The sequence below is a fragment of the Halococcus dombrowskii genome, assembly GCF_022870485.1.
In the GTDB taxonomy this organism is placed as follows: Archaea; Halobacteriota; Halobacteria; order Halobacteriales; family Halococcaceae; genus Halococcus; species Halococcus morrhuae.
Window position 1 is genome coordinate 179,759 of record NZ_CP095009.1, and the last position, 16,447, is coordinate 196,205.

Genomic DNA, 16,447 nt, shown 5'->3' on the forward strand with positions numbered 1-16,447 from the left:
GCAATTATCCTTGCGATGGCGACCCGGCAAGTACTCATCTCACTGTATGCCGGTATTTGGACAGGGGCGTTGATCGCGACCTCGGGTGATCCAATCGCGGCGGCAGCTCTCTCGCTTGACTGGATCGTTGAGACCGTTCGCGATCCGTTCAACGCGACGTTTCTTGTCCTGATCCTCTTGATGGGAGCGGGTGCAGCATTCATTTACAAATCCGGTAGTATCCTTGCGCTTGAACAGTGGGTTGGTGAGAAGGTTGAAACCGCCCGTGACGCGCAGATACTCACTTGGCTGATCGGGATCTTCATCTTTTTCGATTCGTACACGAGTACGATCATCACGGGCAACGCGACAAAGGAACTCTCCAACTCGCGATACTCTTCGCGTGAAATGCATGCCTACGTGCTTGACTCAACAACCTCGCCGGTGACGACATTCGGACCGATCTCGAACTGGATCGGATTTCAGGTATCGGTCATTGCACAGGTCATTACTGCCGGCACTTTGACTGTCGCCGCCATCGGCGCATCTCCATATGAACTGTTTCTACAAAGCATCCCGTGGAACATCTACTGTCTTATGGCCTTCCTCATGGTGGGGATCATCGCTATTACTCAACGTTTCTACGGACCGATGCTGGATGCAGAGTGGCGCGCACGGAGCGAACGGAAAACGATGCGAGAGGGAGCATCACCGCTTTCGAACGTCAGTTCTGACGTCGGTGAACCAAGCGAAATGAATCCGACGTTAGTGAACTTCTTTGCGCCGATTGTTGCACTCATCGTTGCTGGACTCGTTTCGATGTGGTGGCTGGGTGGTGGTGCGTCGCCGACTGTCGGTCTTGCTCAAGCGTTTCAGGAGACGGACATCGCCCGAGCGTTGCTGTTTTCAGCGTTTGCGTTCGCCGTCGTTGGGTTTCTTGGAACCGTGGCCACTGGGGCGCTCGATCTCGATACGGCGAGCGATACGATTATAGATGGATTTAAGACGATGATGATTGCGGTGGCGATCATCGTTCTCGCGTGGACGATCGGTCTGGCAGCCGAACAGGTTGGGACGGCTCAGTACGTCATCAACGTCGTGACCGGGAGCGGGCTGCCCGGCGAGACGCTGCCAATTCTGATATTCGCCATCTCCGCATTCATTGCGTTCACGACCGGTACTTCATGGGGGACAATGTCGATCGTCACGCCACTTGCATTGCCACTGGGTTACGAGACGGTAGGGGCAGAAATCCTTCCGGTGCTCTTGGGTGCGCTCCTCGGTGGAGCTATCATGGGTGATCACTGCTCACCGATCAGCGATACCACAGTCATGTCGTCGATCTTCTCTGGATCGGATCATATTCAGTACCTCACAAAGCACGCCAGTTGATTGCTTCTGAGGCGTGAATTTAGTGGAGAAGTCGGTATCGAGCAACTGCTGAGGGCGAGGTTCAACACCGAAAGCATCGAACCTGTCGCAGTCGGCGGCGGAACGCCGCCGACGCGACGGTGTTGCCACTCATCGAGCAGGCATTCCCGGTCGGTGGGTTAGCGCTCGAAACGGTCGTCCGGAGGCTTGTTTGCGGGGACGGCGCGACGTACAGCGAGTGCCGTCTCCGCTGCACGACGCACCATTCCGAGGAATTCATCGAATCGCCATGACCAGAGGCGTCGCGCGCCTCGGCGCGGCGACGCCACGTACTCCCAGTGGAGATACCGCCACGCATTCTGGAGGAGGAAGCTAATCAGCACGTACAGGAACCGCACCGCTGGATTCTGTGTCGTCGTGTTCGCTACACTTCGCTCAGACAGACGGTAGGACGATTCGATACCGAATCGACGGCTGTAGTGTTTCCTGGCTTGGCGTGGCGTCTCGATGAACGGCGCGTCGACGGCGTAGCCGTGACGCGCCACACCTTCCTCATCGTACTTCCCTTGCTGGTACGTACAGTCGATATAGACCGGGAAATCGACGGTCCACGTGTGACCGTCGATTTCGCCTTGGAGGTCGTGATCGATCACGCGACTCCAGCCTGTGCTCAATTCGTTCTGAATCTTCTCGCCCCACTTCACGATCGGCATGACGAAAGCGTAGTTGTGGGCAGCAAGCAGCGTCAAACAGTACGTATCGTAGAACTCGCGGTCGAGGTAGACGGCCTTGACTTCGAGGTCAAGGCCGTCGAGCACGCCGAGTAGTTCCGCGAGGATCGAGCTGGCGGTGTCGCCGTCGGTCAGACGGCGCACCGCCAGCGTATAGCGTTTGTTGCGTACGCGGGCGTAGAGCGTGGCATAGCCGTGGAACGTCGTCGTTCCGGCTTTAGCGAGTGAATTGTAGAGCTCATCTTTAGATTCGTACTCCTCGCCGTAGTACGGACGGAGATGGAGGTCGGCGACGACCTCCACCGGCCGATCCGGAAGCAGTTCGAGGATATCCTGCTGGATGAGTGTCTTGCCGACTCGTTCGAGCTCAGAGAGTTCGAACTTCGTCCGAAGGTGGTGGAGAATCGTATTGCCATGCGGTGAGTCCTCTGAAATCTCGCAGAGGTGGCTGACCGAGTCCTCGTCGGCTGTTGCGCCGACGAGGACGTCCCAGATGTCCTCGGAATCGATATCGGCGTTTTCGCCGAGTTCGATATCGATCTCCTCGTCGAGGGTGTTGACGAGAAAGTTAAGGACCTGGTCCTCTGTGAGTTCACTGGCTGCTTGGTTGGCCTCCATCAATCCACCAAGCAGCCCCTTCACATAACCAGCTTTGTGAGGTACTGATATTGATCACGTCAACACTCAGATTCCGTTTGCATTGACTGGTGGCGGTGTCGCGGTCGCGATGTATGGCTTGTATGCATTGGGGTTGACTTCACCAATTGTGATCTTGCCGATCGCGCTTGTGGTTACCGTTGGAAGCGTATTTGTCTTCAATACGATTGATGCCCGTCGAAAGGATCTCCCAGCAGTAATGCCGACTGTCGAAGAAGTCGAGCAAAGCACGTCAGAGTTCGGTTCGGATGCTGAATCTTCCTCAACCGGACTGGTGGAGCGAGCATCGGCGAACTTCGAGCTTGTGAACATGGTATCGGTAGTTGCGGTAGTCGTGACGATCGCTTATCTCGGATCGGTGCTGGCACTGGCCGCATTCAGTGGCTGAATACGCAGTTCACACTATCTTCTGAAGATTGCCCACGGTCAGGAACTCTCGTGAATCTGCCGGACAGCAAGGTATATCGGCCGCCGACAACAGGCAAATACGATGGACATCGTGTGCTCAGTCGACAAAGCCGTCGAACAAGTCGAGACGGGTGATACCGTCGGAGTCGGTGGCTTCGTCGCCGTTGGTCTACCAGAGTATCTCCTTGAGGCGCTGGGAACCCGCTACAATGAAACCGGATCCCCGGGTGATCTCACGCTGTATCATCCTGCTGCCGAAGGCGACCGGCAGGGGCGAGGAGTCTCGCATCTCGCCCGTGACGGGATGCTCGAACGCGTCATCGGAAGCCACTGGGGATTCGTTCCGGAGTTGATGGAACAGATCGCCGCGGGTGACATTGAGGCATACAACCTCCCATTCGGGGCGATGGACCACCTGCTTCGTGACACAGCTGCCGGCAAACCGGGAACGATCACGAACGTCGGATTGCGGACGTTCGTCGACCCGCGACAGGATGGTGGCAAAGTGAACAATGCCACGACAGAGGACATTATTGAGGTCATGGAATTCGGCGGCGAGGAGTACCTGTTTTACCACTCAATCCCGCTTGATGTGGCCCTGGTACGTGGGACGACGGCCGATGAAAATGGGAACATATCGATGGAACGGGAGGCGCTGAAGGCGAATATGCTTGCGACTGCACAGGCTGCACACAACTCCGGGGGGACGGTCATTGCACAGGTCGAGCGTGTAACCGAGGCGGAGACGATCTCCCCACGTAAGGTGGACCTCCCGGGGATCCTCGTGGATACGGTCGTTGATGCTCCACCGTCCCACCACCGCCAGACGTACGGCGAAGACTACAGTGGTGCACTGAGTGGTGAAATTCGGGTCCCCGAGAGCGATAGCGATGAGAATCGGCCAGCACTCACCGAACGGAAGGTCATCGCACGCCGTGCGGCAATGGAGCTGGTTCCGGACGCGGTTGTCAATCTCGGGGTCGGGGTCCCGGAACTGGTCCCGACGGTCGCGACCGAAGCTGGCGTCGGGGATGAAATCACACAAACCGTCGAAGCAGGCCCTATCGGCGGATCACCGTCGGGTGGCATCAACTTCGGGACGGCTGTCGACCACGACGCGCTCGTCACTTCACCTGAGCAGTTCGACTTCTACGATGGGGGTGGGCTGGATATCGGCTTCCTCGGGATGGCACAGATCGATGCCGCTGGCAACGTCAATGTCAGTCGCTTCGGTGCCGATATCCCGGGCTGTGGGGGTTTCATCAACATCACACAGAACGCTGAGCAGGTGGTTTTCTGTGGGACGCTCACGGCAGGTGACCTCGACGTTGCTGTTGGCGATGGCGAGATAGAGATTCGAAGTGAGGGAACGAACCGCAAGTTCGTCGAGCAGGTTGAGCAGGTAACGTTCAGTGGCGAGTACGCTGTTGAGATCGACCAGCCGATTACGTACGTCACCGAGCGGGCAGTCTTTGAACTGACCGATTCGGGCCTTGTATTGGTTGAAGTCGCCCCGGGAATCGACATCGAGAGGGAGGTGCTCGGAGAGATGGGATTCGATCCGATCGTCGCCGACGAGGTTTCAGAGATGCCGCAGGCGCTGTTTGAGGAATCGACGTTCGCGCTTCGTAGATACGTCGAGTGAGGCGTTGCTCCCGATTGAGATGGGGCGGGCGTACAGGGTGCGAACGAGAGTCTGAGTCGGATGAGAGTTCGAATCGTAGAGGATGACGCGGGCGTAGATAGCGGGTGAATTCATTCCCTTCTGGTGCCCTGATAACCATATGAAGATCGGGGCTTCTGGACCGGGGGTCAGAAAGGAGTACCTTCTGGACATCTTGATCAACGTCCGAATCTCGTCATGAATGCCAAACCCTGCTCTTCAGGACCAACTGTTTCAATCCCGGTGTGGGTTTCTACCGCGTCGCGACCCGTCGTCGTCGCGGACGGCTCGGTGGAACGAGTGGTTTCAATCTCGGTGTGGGTTTCTACCGCGTCGCGACGTCCGATTCCGTTCACTTCGGGGTCGTTTGCGATTTCGTTTCAATCCCGGTGTGGGTTTCTACCGCGTCGCGACGCGACGGTGCTTCAGGAACAGCAATGAACGGAATGCAGTTTCAATCCCGGTGTGGGTTTCTACCGCGTCGCGACCCGCAGTAACGCGAGCCGGGGCGAGCACCCGAGCGGTTTCAATCCCGGTGTGGGTTTCTACCGCGTCGCGACGAGCGACGGGAGGATGCTCGCGTAGAGCCCATCCATGTTTCAATCCCGGTGTGGGTTTCTACCGCGTCGCGACCCTCACCACCCGAATCGACACGCGGGAGACGTTCAAGTTTCAATCCCGGTGTGGGTTTCTACCGCGTCGCGACCTGGGGAGGCGCAGTTCTGCTTTCACTGTAGCGCTCGGTTTCAATCCCGGTGTGGGTTTCTACCGCGTCGCGACGTTGCTGGTGAGAAAGTCGCCGAACCCGACCGAGTGTTTCAATCCCGGTGTGGGTTTCTACCGCGTCGCGACGGAGCGCGGCCACTACGATCCCGGCCGCGACGGCAAGTTTCAATCCCGGTGTGGGTTTCTACCGCGTCGCGACCTGCGTGGGAGTCGCTCGTCATCAACGGCTGGCCGTTTCAATCCCGGTGTGGGTTTCTACCGCGTCGCGACACGACTGCACGAACACACCGTGCTACCCGACATCCTGTTTCAATCCCGGTGTGGGTTTCTACCGCGTCGCGACGCCGCACGGCGAGCATACGCCGATCTCGGCCGGCGTTTCAATCCCGGTGTGGGTTTCTACCGCGTCGCGACGCGTCTTCGCCGGTTCGGCCACCATCGCGTCGGGCTTGTTTCAATCCCGGTGTGGGTTTCTACCGCGTCGCGACGCGTCTTCGCCGGTTCGGCCACCATCGCGTCGGGCTTGTTTCAATCCCGGTGTGGGTTTCTACCGCGTCGCGACATCGCCGCCGTGATAGCCGCCACGGATGCAGTTCATGTTTCAATCCCGGTGTGGGTTTCTACCGCGTCGCGACATCGCCGCCGTGATAGCCGCCACGGATGCAGTTCATGTTTCAATCCCGGTGTGGGTTTCTACCGCGTCGCGACTATCCCGCTCGCACCGATTGTCGAATAAGCAACCTCGTTTCAATCCCGGTGTGGGTTTCTACCGCGTCGCGACTGCTCTCGACACCACTCGCGGCCGCGATGACGTGCGGTTTCAATCCCGGTGTGGGTTTCTACCGCGTCGCGACGCGGCCCGAACTACTGCCATCGTCCTCACTCATTCGGTTTCAATCCCGGTGTGGGTTTCTACCGCGTCGCGACTCGAGGCCCACGGACCTGCCTCACCGCTCTCGATCGGTTTCAATCCCGGTGTGGGTTTCTACCGCGTCGCGACCTTCTCGACGGCGTCGTCGACGGCCGTGTTCTGTTTCAATCCCGGTGTGGGTTTCTACCGCGTCGCGACCCGCTCGGAGAGGGCGGAGCGAGGCGACAAACCCGGTTTCAATCCCGGTGTGGGTTTCTACCGCGTCGCGACTTCAAGCGCTGGCTCCGCCAGCAAGCCGAACGCGCTGTTTCAATCCCGGTGTGGGTTTCTACCGCGTCGCGACCAACCCGTCGTAGAGTCCTTCCGCAGCCTTGATGAGTTTCAATCCCGGTGTGGGTTTCTACCGCGTCGCGACCCGAGCGGGTGGCGGGACGGTGACGGCCAATGACGGTTTCAATCCCGGTGTGGGTTTCTACCGCGTCGCGACAGAGCACCGGCCGGCGCGGTTCCGGTCGGTATCAGTTTCAATCCCGGTGTGGGTTTCTACCGCGTCGCGACCGGCCGCGAACAGACGAACCTCCAGGCGATGTTCGGTTTCAATCCCGGTGTGGGTTTCTACCGCGTCGCGACGCGAGTGCGGTCGCCTGCTCGCCGTTGCCCGCCATGTTTCAATCCCGGTGTGGGTTTCTACCGCGTCGCGACTTGAACTCTTAGCTTTGCGTGTCGTTCACCTCTCCAGTTTCAATCCCGGTGTGGGTTTCTACCGCGTCGCGACCCGCCTCGTGCGTCCAAGCCCATTCGACGACGATCTGTTTCAATCCCGGTGTGGGTTTCTACCGCGTCGCGACTGTATTCGCCCGATAGACTCGATGGTTCGTCGTCGCCGTTTCAATCCCGGTGTGGGTTTCTACCGCGTCGCGACAGCGGATTCGAGCACGCCTCGTTCACGTACAACGGCGTTTCAATCCCGGTGTGGGTTTCTACCGCGTCGCGACCCCGAGACGCCGCCACCACTCCCCCGCGAAAACACCTGTTTCAATCCCGGTGTGGGTTTCTACCGCGTCGCGACAGGGGGTGTTTTCTCGGGGATAGCACCTATAGTTTTCTCTGGAGATGCGAAAACGTGGGAGTTATTCGTGGATCCTAGCTGTACACGGCTTTGAAAAGGGTCGACGAAGATTGACACTCATGCGTGGAGTCGGCCGGCGAGTGTCGGTGCGACGTGGCGGGTTTTGCCCTTCATCCATGTCTCAACGGCACCATCGGATTCGAGCGCGTCGAGGTGTCGGCCGACAGTACTCCTCGATTTCCCGGCCTCGTCGGACATTTCAGGAAGTGTCGTACTCTTGTCGATAGAGACGAGATACCGGAGCGTGTCGAGGGTCGCGTCGGATGGGCGACTCATCAGGTTCGGGAGACCGATCTCTTCGATCTCCTCGTCGACGTCCCTGAACTGGAGTGCAAGATCGACAACGTTCGGCCTGGCGATCGCGGCGACGGTCAGCGGGAGGAAGATTTCCCGCGGCCCCCCGTCGAAGTTGAGTACCACCGTCCCCTCGGCGGCTTCAAGAATGTCAACGCATTCTAGAACAGCGGCTTCGAACGCCTCGTAGCTAATCTCCTCGATAACGATGTCCGATTCGGGACCAAGTTCGTTGACGGTCTGGACAACATCTTGGATAGCGCTCTTCGCCCTATCACTCGTGTCGCCGCGCGGTCGGAGGAGCACGATGACGTCCTCGGCGTCGAGGCCGTTATCGAGTATCGGGCGCATTACCCGCGGGCTGTAGTGTCCAATCGTGGAGACGTACGTCCGCATACCTCTGACTGCAGTCGTGTTCGACTAAACGGTTTGGCTTCGTAATTGCGTAATCGTCTGGCTACGATCCCGAATAACTGAATACATTCCCGAAGTTGTAAAAAGATTCAAGAGGATGACCGTTTCAGATATTGTCGTGAATCAACACACGAATGCCTACTGTCGCGAGTTGTCATGCGTCGGATCGACTTGACGCTTGAGCCGGAGGGCTCGTTCCCGGTGCCGACCGCGAACGGCTACCACATCTACGGTGCGGTCCTCGCGGCGCTCGACGGCGTCGACGAGGACGTGAGCACGCGCGTCCATGACTCTTCGATCGGGAGTCTGACGAACAGCGGCCTCCTCGGGACGTTCGACGGGAGCCAGCGCGACCACCACAAACGCGTGATCCGCGATGAGACGTACGACCTCAAGTTGGGCGTCGCTGACCCCCGCGACCAAGAGGTCTTCCAAGCACTCGCTGACGCGTTCGTCTTCAGCGACGATACGCTCGAACTCACGGACGGCGACTTCCGCGTGCGCGACTTCGCGAGTACGAACACAACTCACGAGGACCTCCTCAAAGAAGCCTCAGAGATCGTCGCTCGGAACCACGACACCTTCGAGATTGAGGTCCGCTTCGAGACACCGACGTGCGTCAAAGAGAATAGCGAGATAACTAACATGTTTCCCGCGAGACAATACATATTCGCCTCGGTATTGCGCAAGTGGAACGCAACTATCCCGGACGAGCGGGCGGACGAGTTCGAGATCGCGATGACCCGCGAGGACTTCGGGACGAACCTCATCGAGAAACCCGATGCGGACACCTACGAGACGGACAGCGTCCTCGTCAACCGTGGCGAGGACGGCGGTCCGATCCTCCGCCAAGGGTTCACCGCCGACTGCACGTATAAGTTCAAGGACGCGAGCGAAGCCATCCGGACCGCGGTGACGGCGCTCGCGCTCTTCAGCGAGTACGCCGGCGTCGGCGCGTTCGTCTCGCGCGGCTGTGGGACGGTCTCTGTGGAGGTGAAAGAATGAGAGGGTATGTGCGCGACCCAGACAAGGTTTCAATTCCGTTCGGATTTTTTCAGGGGTCGCACCAAGAAGTACGTTCCCCGAGGTACTCGAAGGTTCTGTCTGGCGCTACCCATACAAGAGCCACTAGGGATTTTTGTATCTCCAGTGTGAACCACATGTCGAGGAGCATGATAGCTAAGACAAAATTAAGAAGGTCAGATGACCCCGGACTCGTGGAGCGTTTGAGCGCGAGTTTCCGTATCAGAACGGGAACCCAGACGTATCGCCATCCAGTAGACCGACGATTTCGACCGGCTGGTCGACCAACGGGCAAAAAATACGACGCTTCTTACGGGGGCGTGTTCGCTCGAACCGGGGACCGGTCAAGGTCTAACAGGGGAAACACTGGTGTCCGATAGCACATCGATCTGGGGCAATCGGGATCTTCACCCCGTCCTCGCGGAGTACCTCGCCGACCTCGACCCTCTCCTTCTCGATGTCGGGTGGTCTTTCGAGTCGGCGAAGAGCGTCGAATACGGTTTAACCGACCAGTCGATGCTCAACCACGTCCGGAACGGCGTGTTCGCTATCGTGCGACTGAACGAAATTGCGCCGTCGTTCGATGCCTACGAGTTGAGCGACGACGAACTTCGAAAGGTCGTCGCGCTGTTCGCCGTTCACGATCTCCACAAGCTCTGTGACGAGCAGGAAATGGACGAGGAATACGATATAGATGAGGACGAGGTAGCAGACCTCGTCGACGCTCTCAATGTCGACGCGTTCGCGCCCGACCTTCGGATTGCGACCTTCCACGCGTGCGCGGTCGACCACGCAAATACATGGAACTCGAACCCGGAGCACTCCACCCGAACGTACGACCGCCTCCGACCATACGTCCGTCTCGCCGACGCGTTCGCGTCCTGCGAGACGCCAGAAGCGGCGACGGTCAAGCGGAACCAGACGGGGTTGGAAGTCGCATACCCCGGAACCGACCTCGAACTCCGGCACCACACGCTTGACGACGTGAAGGGTGTGTTCACTAATCTCCTCAACGGTGCGGTCAGCCACGTCCTCGAAGAACGCTTCAGATACGAGCGGCTCCTCATCTACCAAGACGGCTGCGTCTACCTGACCGATGAGGACTCCCCGGAACCGGCAGTCGACCAGGACCTGATTGGCGACGTGTATGACCGACTTCGGGATGACATCCCCGAATCCCACGATGCGTACGACAGTCATAGCGCGCTCGCGGATAACCTTTCGACGCAGTCGCAGGGGTTCTACACGATCAACGATCAAGACTTCTTCTACGCTGGTGCACGGAACCTCCTCTACGCGACCGCGTTGAAGGCGAAGCAGGACGCGGACCCCGACTCGGGTCCGACTGACAGTATGGCGGAGACGATGGAGACGCTGAACGACCGTCTCCCGATCGACATCGACACGACGACACGAGTCGCCCCTGGATACGCGCGGCTGGTGTACACGTTCAAACGCGCGTTCGTCGATCCGCTCGTCGATGCCGGCCTGACAGACGAGGACGCTCTCACTGTTACGTGTCGGCTCTTCGACATCGATGAAGGCGTTCTCGACGGCCTCCGGGAGATTCGTGATAACGAGAACATCGACCTCACGGCCGGCGGGAAGTGGGACTACGCGTACGCGGTCGGGCAACACATCGCCGATCGGGCGCGTCGTGAGGGCTGGCAGGACGTTCCGGGCGAGGTTGTGAAACGCCTCATCACGAATCTCGACGCTCTCCCTGACAACTGGGAAGATGTCGTCATGGGCGCACACACGGGCCAGTTCGAGACCGAACTCCGGGCGTACATCGGTGATGTCCTCCGCGTCGGTGGTCAGGCGTCCCCACCGACCACGGAAATGGACGAACTCTCCGATCCGTTCGAGGAGCACCACGCGACTCGTCGGGGGAAGACGTGTACGTTCTGCAACCGCGGGACGACGAGTACCCGAAAGAGCGACATGAAAGCGCCGAAGTCGCTCACGACGCTCCAAGCGGGGTACTCGAACCGGATCCCCGCCGATGCCGGCCAGCCCGAGAAACTCCTCGTCTGTACGCCGTGTCAGATCGAGCTCTCTCTCCGTGAGACCGGATCAAGTCGACGTGACGCCGGCCGGATCTTCGTCCATCTCGTGCCGGACTACTTCTACACGCCGATGATGTGGAATCTCTACGCCGACGAGATCTTCGCGCGGTTCACGGGGGAAGCGATGACCCGAATCGGTCGTCTCGCCTCCGCGATGTTCGATGTCGTGACTACCGGAGAAGACCGCGACCAAGTGGACGAGACGCCAATCTCCGAGTCGGTATCGACGGTCCTCCGAGAAGCGACGCAAGCCGAGGACGTGGGCGGCCGCTCGATGATCGAGCAACTCCAAAACGGGTTCGACCCCGACGCCGGATTCGGGACACAGACGCTCTCGTTCTACAAGCCACAGGACAACGAGACGGAATTCCAGTTCTTCGGTGTCTTCGTTGGTCTCGCGGTCGCGTCGACGATGGGGCTGCGAGCGTACGTCTCACAGTCCCCGATTCCGGAGGTCCGGGGACGCGACTTCCCGGAGATGATAAATCTTGACGCCGGGTTCACGACCGTGAACGGGTTTTACGGCCGAGAAATTCCACTCTCGAAGCTCCGAAATCGGCTCGGGGCAGCCGCCGCCCTAATCGAACTTGGCTACGCGCTCGCCCGCGACGACGCCCGGTTCGCAAAGTATCTCCGGATCGTCCGGAACAAACCGCTCCCTGGATCGTATCTACTGAAACGAGCGGTGCAGAATTCCGATGACGGCGGGATCGCACGGTACCTGCTCGAGGAAGCGGACTACCTCGACCGGTACGGAAATCCGACGAACGATATGGATACAATGACAGTGATCCACGAATGACGAACACGACGAAAGACGACGTGACTGAGCTCGCGGAACTTGCCTACGACGCGATACGGCCTGCGTACGGGAACGACAAGCCGTACGCCATCGAGCGAGTATTCCGCGAATCAGTGAAAGCTGTGAAGGACTCGAACGAGTTTCGGCTGAGTGCCGACGAGGCGGCACTTCTCGTCGCTGGCCGGCTCGAAAAACTCCACCAGCGAAGCGAACAGGTGTGGCCGGTACCCGCTGAGAAGAGTCGGAGCGGCGACCAGCTGAACGAGCGTATCGAGCGGTACGCGGACGCGTTCGCGCAGCGACTCCTTGTCGACCGCTGTGAGGGGAAGCCGTCGCTGTTGAAGCGGCGAGCGAACAATCTCGCGGACGGCTTCTACGCGGCGACGATCCAACTGCAGCGCGACACGACCGACAACACGACGGAGACCAACTGACAATGTTCGACTACGATACCTACCCCGAACTAAAGCGCGGTACCGTTTCCCGAGACGAGATGACGATTGCCCCGCAGAACAATTTCACGAACGTCCTCGTTCTGCGCGAACTGGAGAGCCACGCAATCTTCACGACTGACGGGCAGAGCGCTGACCTCGCGAACGTCGCGGTCGGATCGGGCGACGATCGTGAGACGTACTCGCCGGGCCTAATGTTCATGCGCAAGCAGACAGGGAGCGACCGACGATTCGGAAAGTCCCTCCAGCGGGACCTCCTCGGTACGGAGTGTACAATGCAGGTCAACGGCATGTGCCAGGACTGCGTCGAGTGCATCCTCTATGGGAGCGCCGCAAGCGACGACGCCGACAAACAGCTCTCGATCACGTCCCGTGTGATGTACGATACCGCCTACACGCTCCGGGACGCAACCGCGACGATCGACGAGAAGTTCCAGAACGCGCCCGGGGACGACTACGCGAAGACCGCCGAAGCGACGATACGCGAACCCGACTTCTTCGAGCCCGGAACGCTATTCCCGTCGGTTATTACGCTTCGGGATGCGACGCCCGAGGAACTCGCGTTCGTCCTTGGGGTCACGGCGAAGAACAAACGCTACGGTGCCGCGACGTCACGTCTCGGTCGCGTCAAGAACCATGTCCTCGGCGTCTACACGGGGAGCGAAGAAGGTCCGGCGAACCTCGGGTTGACTCGAGACGTCGTCACCCGCCTCCGCAACAGCGACGAGACGACCGCCGACTCAATTCAAGACGTCATCACGTCGGCGGCACACGACCCGCAACTTGTTGGCGAACTCCTTCAGTCCTCCTTCGATGATCGGATTGATGCCGAGCACGGCGGACTCGACCTCGAACACGTCCCGGACGACACCGTCAACGACCTGCTCGAAGCCGCGACCGGCGACTCGCTCGCTGACGTCCTCGAAACGCAACTGGACGCCTCGCGCGCATTCCTCGAACAGACTGCCTAAGGACATGACGGCAGCACTCGAAGTGACGATCCGGACGCAGGGGGAGATCTGGTTTGCGAGCCGCGAGGTCGGTCGGCTCGCCGATACGGAGCCGTACTTCCTGAACACGGCGCTCTACTACGCGTTCGGGTTCGCATCCGGCCGGTACGTCGACCGCTCGTTCGATCCGACGTACCTCGACGACACCGACGAGGTCGCCGAGGAGTTGTACGTAACGCCGGCAACGCCATCGGACTCTTCCAGAGCGGGGCTTACCAATCGAATCACGTCGACGTATAACACGAGCAGTGACGACTACGCGACTATCAACTACGCAGCGACGGACGACGAGAATACCGACGCGAAGCAGAACCTTCCGACATATGGTCGTCGTCGCGTGCTCGGTCACGGGAACGAACTCACGTGCTACCTGCTCGGACGTGGCCTCAGCGCGGATGAACTCGAGTCGCGCGTCCCCGGCTACATCCGTCTCGGGAAGAAACGCGGCAAAGCGCGTGTTGAGACCGAGCCTCTCGGTGTCTCGGAAGGCGACGATGAATTCGACCTCGGCCACCCGATCGGCGCGTACGACACGGCCCTCACGCCGATGGGGAATCTCGTAACGAAACGGATGCGGCCGACACCGCTCGTGATGCAGGCATCCTACGAGGGCGCATACGTCGAACTCGAAGCGTCGAATCCGGACAACAACGACGTCCGGCTGCCCGCTGACGTTACCTTCCTGGGGACCAAGCGATGAGGGCGACACTCCCTCTCTCGGGCGTCGAACTACGACGGCACGACGATCCCGAGTATCCGGTCGAAGATCCTGAATTCGAACCGTACGCTCACCAGCAGGATCTCCGAGAACTGTTCCGGAGTTCGGGTGAGTTTCTCGCGGTGAACGACAGTCCGACCGGCGGCGGGAAGACGATGTCGTGGCTCGCGCCCGTCATCGAACGTGGAGAGCACGCGCTCGCGGTCTACCCGACGAACGCGCTCATCCACGACCAGTACAATCAACTTACGGATGAACTCGACGAGAATTTCCCCGGGCAAGGGTCTGACGTCGCGGTGCTCCCAATTACGGCCGACACGCTCCGGACACGGTACGCGGCCGAGTACCCGGACGCGAAGACGAACGGAGAGCGGCTCCGCGCACTCCTCCGGACGTACGTGTATCAGCGTGAAGACCCGGTACTCGTGTTGACGAACCCGGACATCCTCGTGATGATGCGACGGCACATTTATGGGCGCACCGGCGATCCCGGATCCCGTGTCAGACAACTCAACGAGTTCGAGACGGTAGTCGTCGACGAATTCCATCGTGCCAACAGGAAAGAGCAGAACACGCTCCTGTTCTCCCTTGACGAGATGTACGACCTCTCGGAATTCCAGTGCGCGCTCTCGAAGATCGTTCTCCTCAGCGCGACGCCGACCACCCGGCTCGAACACCGCTTCGAGGAGGCGATGAGCGCGCCGTATCACCGCGTGACGTCGGAGCGGGAGACAACCGAAGAGCGCCCCTTCGACGAGAAACCAACGAACGGGTGGGGTGCAGTCATGCCACCCGTCGACCTCGATGTCCGTTCGGCGTCGACGTTCGACACTGCGAGTGAACTGCTCGGTGAGGACTGGGATGACACCGAAGCGTTCGCCCGGCAACCCGGACGGACCGTCTTCATCCTCGACGGGATTCACGAGGTGGACGAGGTCTATACTCGCCTCTCGAACGCGCTCGACAACCGAACCGTCGTTCGCATCGACGGGTTTCACCGCGGCGACCTCGAGGAGAAACTCGACGACTTTGACGTCCTCGTGAGCAACTCCGCCGTCGAAGTCGGGATTGACTTCTCGGTCGACCGCCTCGTGTTCTCAGCGCCCGATCGGGCGAGTTTCGTCCAGCGTCTCGGCCGCCTCCGAACTGAATCCGAACCACAGCTCGCCCGCTGTTACGTTTCGTCGACCGCCGCTGCGTCGCTTTCGGAAATTGAACACGGCGGGCGTATCCCACGTGCACAGCTCGTCGAAACGCTCGAAGATGCCTACCACGACCCCCAGGAGTTCGAATCGTTCGACTGGCGATACTCGGCGGCCGAAGCCCATCACCACATCGAACGTCGTGCTCGCGACGCCAACTCGGAACGTGCCAAAGGGATCCGCGAGGAGGGCTGGGAGCGAATCCTCCGACACTTTGGCGGTGGCGATCCACCGCTCACTCGGTCGGATGTCGAAGCACACACCGATGTCATCGACAACGCCGTCGAACGGACGCTTCAGTGGTACCGCGGCGGGTCGCTTCAGGCACTCGTCTACGACCGGACGCTGGGCGCAGACGACCGAATAAAGACGTACGACCTATTCTACCTCCTGCGGCATGGCGACGTCGAGTTCTTCTCACGCACTGGGTTCGACGAAGTCGTCCCGGACGAACACGATGACGACGTCTCTCACCTCGCGCCGTACGTCACGGGCTACTGCACGTACGACGGAACGATCGAAACGAACGACGACGGTTACGGACGGAGCGTCCGTCTCGAGGCTATCTCCGAGATATATGGCTGGCTACGCGCCGATGACGGCGTCGACGACGAGACACGGAAACCACGCGAACTCGGCGGGATCAGTATTGATGTAGATCCCGACGGCGCGGACCGGATTACGTCGATCGAACACCTCCGCGACGAGATGTGCGAGGACCTCGACTTGCTCTGCTACGCGGTCAAGAAACATCCACGACAGGTAAAGAACCAGTACGACCTCGGAAAGTTCCTCTTCCTCTACCCGCTCACAGTCGGTGACGAACAGTGGTGTGCCGCACTCGGAGTCGACGCGCTCTACCTCCACTGTGCGGTCCAAGAGTCGCAGAACGCCGTCGACTTGGAGAGTTTGGGGATTGGTCTATGAG

At 59.7% G+C, this 16,447-nt stretch carries 10 protein-coding genes, 1 pseudogene and 1 CRISPR repeat array; of the genes and pseudogenes, 9 read left to right on the plus strand and 2 right to left on the minus strand.

The genetic code is table 11. The features are described from left to right. Positions 1 to 15 precede the first annotated feature (15 nt). Positions 16 to 1,353, plus strand: a pseudogene (locus MUK72_RS18990) (Na+/H+ antiporter NhaC family protein); the annotation flags it as partial. 176 nt (positions 1,354 to 1,529) lie between these two features. On the opposite strand, the gene MUK72_RS18995 reads toward MUK72_RS18990, so the two are convergent. Then, positions 1,530 to 2,699 (minus strand): ISH3 family transposase, encoded by a 1,170-nt coding sequence (locus MUK72_RS18995; protein WP_244706366.1) that lies wholly within the window; start codon positions 2,697 to 2,699, stop codon positions 1,530 to 1,532. Between the two features lie 82 nt (positions 2,700 to 2,781). On the opposite strand from MUK72_RS18995, the gene MUK72_RS19000 reads away from it, so the two are divergent. Continuing rightward, positions 2,782 to 3,126 (plus strand): hypothetical protein, encoded by a 345-nt coding sequence (locus MUK72_RS19000; RefSeq protein WP_244706714.1) that lies wholly within the window; start codon positions 2,782 to 2,784, stop codon positions 3,124 to 3,126. A gap of 102 nt (positions 3,127 to 3,228) precedes the next feature. After that, positions 3,229 to 4,791 (plus strand): acyl CoA:acetate/3-ketoacid CoA transferase, encoded by a 1,563-nt coding sequence (locus MUK72_RS19005; protein WP_244706716.1) that lies wholly within the window; start codon positions 3,229 to 3,231, stop codon positions 4,789 to 4,791. 249 nt (positions 4,792 to 5,040) lie between these two features. Further along, positions 5,041 to 7,475: direct repeats of the CRISPR family, unit length 37 nt; unit sequence GTTTCAATCCCGGTGTGGGTTTCTACCGCGTCGCGAC. Positions 7,476 to 7,592: 117 nt separating this feature from the next. On the opposite strand, the gene csa3 is transcribed toward MUK72_RS19005, so the two are convergent. Next, positions 7,593 to 8,225 (minus strand): CRISPR-associated CARF protein Csa3, encoded by a 633-nt coding sequence (csa3, locus tag MUK72_RS19010; RefSeq protein ID WP_244706718.1) that lies wholly within the window; start codon positions 8,223 to 8,225, stop codon positions 7,593 to 7,595. Positions 8,226 to 8,399: 174 nt separating this feature from the next. On the opposite strand from csa3, the gene cas6 reads away from it, so the two are divergent. The 6 genes from cas6 (at position 8,400) to cas3 (ending at position 16,446) form a co-directional block, all read left to right on the plus strand. Continuing rightward, a complete protein-coding gene (gene cas6 / locus MUK72_RS19015) occupies positions 8,400 to 9,248 on the plus strand; it encodes a CRISPR system precrRNA processing endoribonuclease RAMP protein Cas6 (protein ID WP_244706720.1) in 849 nt (282 codons plus the stop codon). A 387-nt stretch (positions 9,249 to 9,635) separates the two neighbouring features. Beyond that, on the plus strand, positions 9,636 to 12,137 hold the full coding sequence (gene cas10d / locus MUK72_RS19020) for a type I-D CRISPR-associated protein Cas10d/Csc3 (protein ID WP_280518337.1): 2,502 nt from the start codon (positions 9,636 to 9,638) through the stop codon (positions 12,135 to 12,137). Beyond that, on the plus strand, positions 12,134 to 12,571 hold the full coding sequence (gene cas10d / locus MUK72_RS20295; RefSeq protein WP_280518338.1) for a type I-D CRISPR-associated protein Cas10d/Csc3: 438 nt from the start codon (positions 12,134 to 12,136) through the stop codon (positions 12,569 to 12,571). Before cas10d (MUK72_RS19020) ends, cas10d (MUK72_RS20295) begins: the two co-directional genes overlap by 4 nt. 2 nt (positions 12,572 to 12,573) lie before the next feature. Next, positions 12,574 to 13,560, plus strand: coding sequence for a type I-D CRISPR-associated protein Cas7/Csc2 (gene cas7d / locus MUK72_RS19025; protein ID WP_244706722.1), 987 nt, complete (start codon positions 12,574 to 12,576; stop codon positions 13,558 to 13,560). A 4-nt stretch (positions 13,561 to 13,564) separates the two neighbouring features. Beyond that, a complete protein-coding gene (cas5d, locus tag MUK72_RS19030; RefSeq protein ID WP_244706724.1) occupies positions 13,565 to 14,299 on the plus strand; it encodes a type I-D CRISPR-associated protein Cas5/Csc1 in 735 nt (244 codons plus the stop codon). Next, positions 14,296 to 16,446, plus strand: coding sequence for a type I-D CRISPR-associated helicase Cas3' (gene cas3, locus MUK72_RS19035; protein WP_244706727.1), 2,151 nt, complete (start codon positions 14,296 to 14,298; stop codon positions 16,444 to 16,446). The genes cas5d and cas3 overlap by 4 nt, the downstream gene beginning before the upstream one ends. Position 16,447 lies beyond the last annotated feature (1 nt).

Coding starts and splice junctions, on each gene's coding strand:
- cas10d (WP_280518338.1), top strand. CDS start 12,134: ATGACGAACACGACGAAAGACGACGTGACTGAGCTCGCGGAACTTGCC.
- cas7d (WP_244706722.1), top strand. CDS start 12,574: ATGTTCGACTACGATACCTACCCCGAACTAAAGCGCGGTACCGTTTCC.
- cas5d (WP_244706724.1), top strand. CDS start 13,565: ATGACGGCAGCACTCGAAGTGACGATCCGGACGCAGGGGGAGATCTGG.
- csa3 (WP_244706718.1), bottom strand. CDS start 8,225: ATGCGGACGTACGTCTCCACGATTGGACACTACAGCCCGCGGGTAATG.
- MUK72_RS19005 (WP_244706716.1), top strand. CDS start 3,229: ATGGACATCGTGTGCTCAGTCGACAAAGCCGTCGAACAAGTCGAGACG.
- cas6 (WP_244706720.1), top strand. CDS start 8,400: ATGCGTCGGATCGACTTGACGCTTGAGCCGGAGGGCTCGTTCCCGGTG.
- MUK72_RS18995 (WP_244706366.1), bottom strand. CDS start 2,699: ATGGAGGCCAACCAAGCAGCCAGTGAACTCACAGAGGACCAGGTCCTT.
- cas3 (WP_244706727.1), top strand. CDS start 14,296: ATGAGGGCGACACTCCCTCTCTCGGGCGTCGAACTACGACGGCACGAC.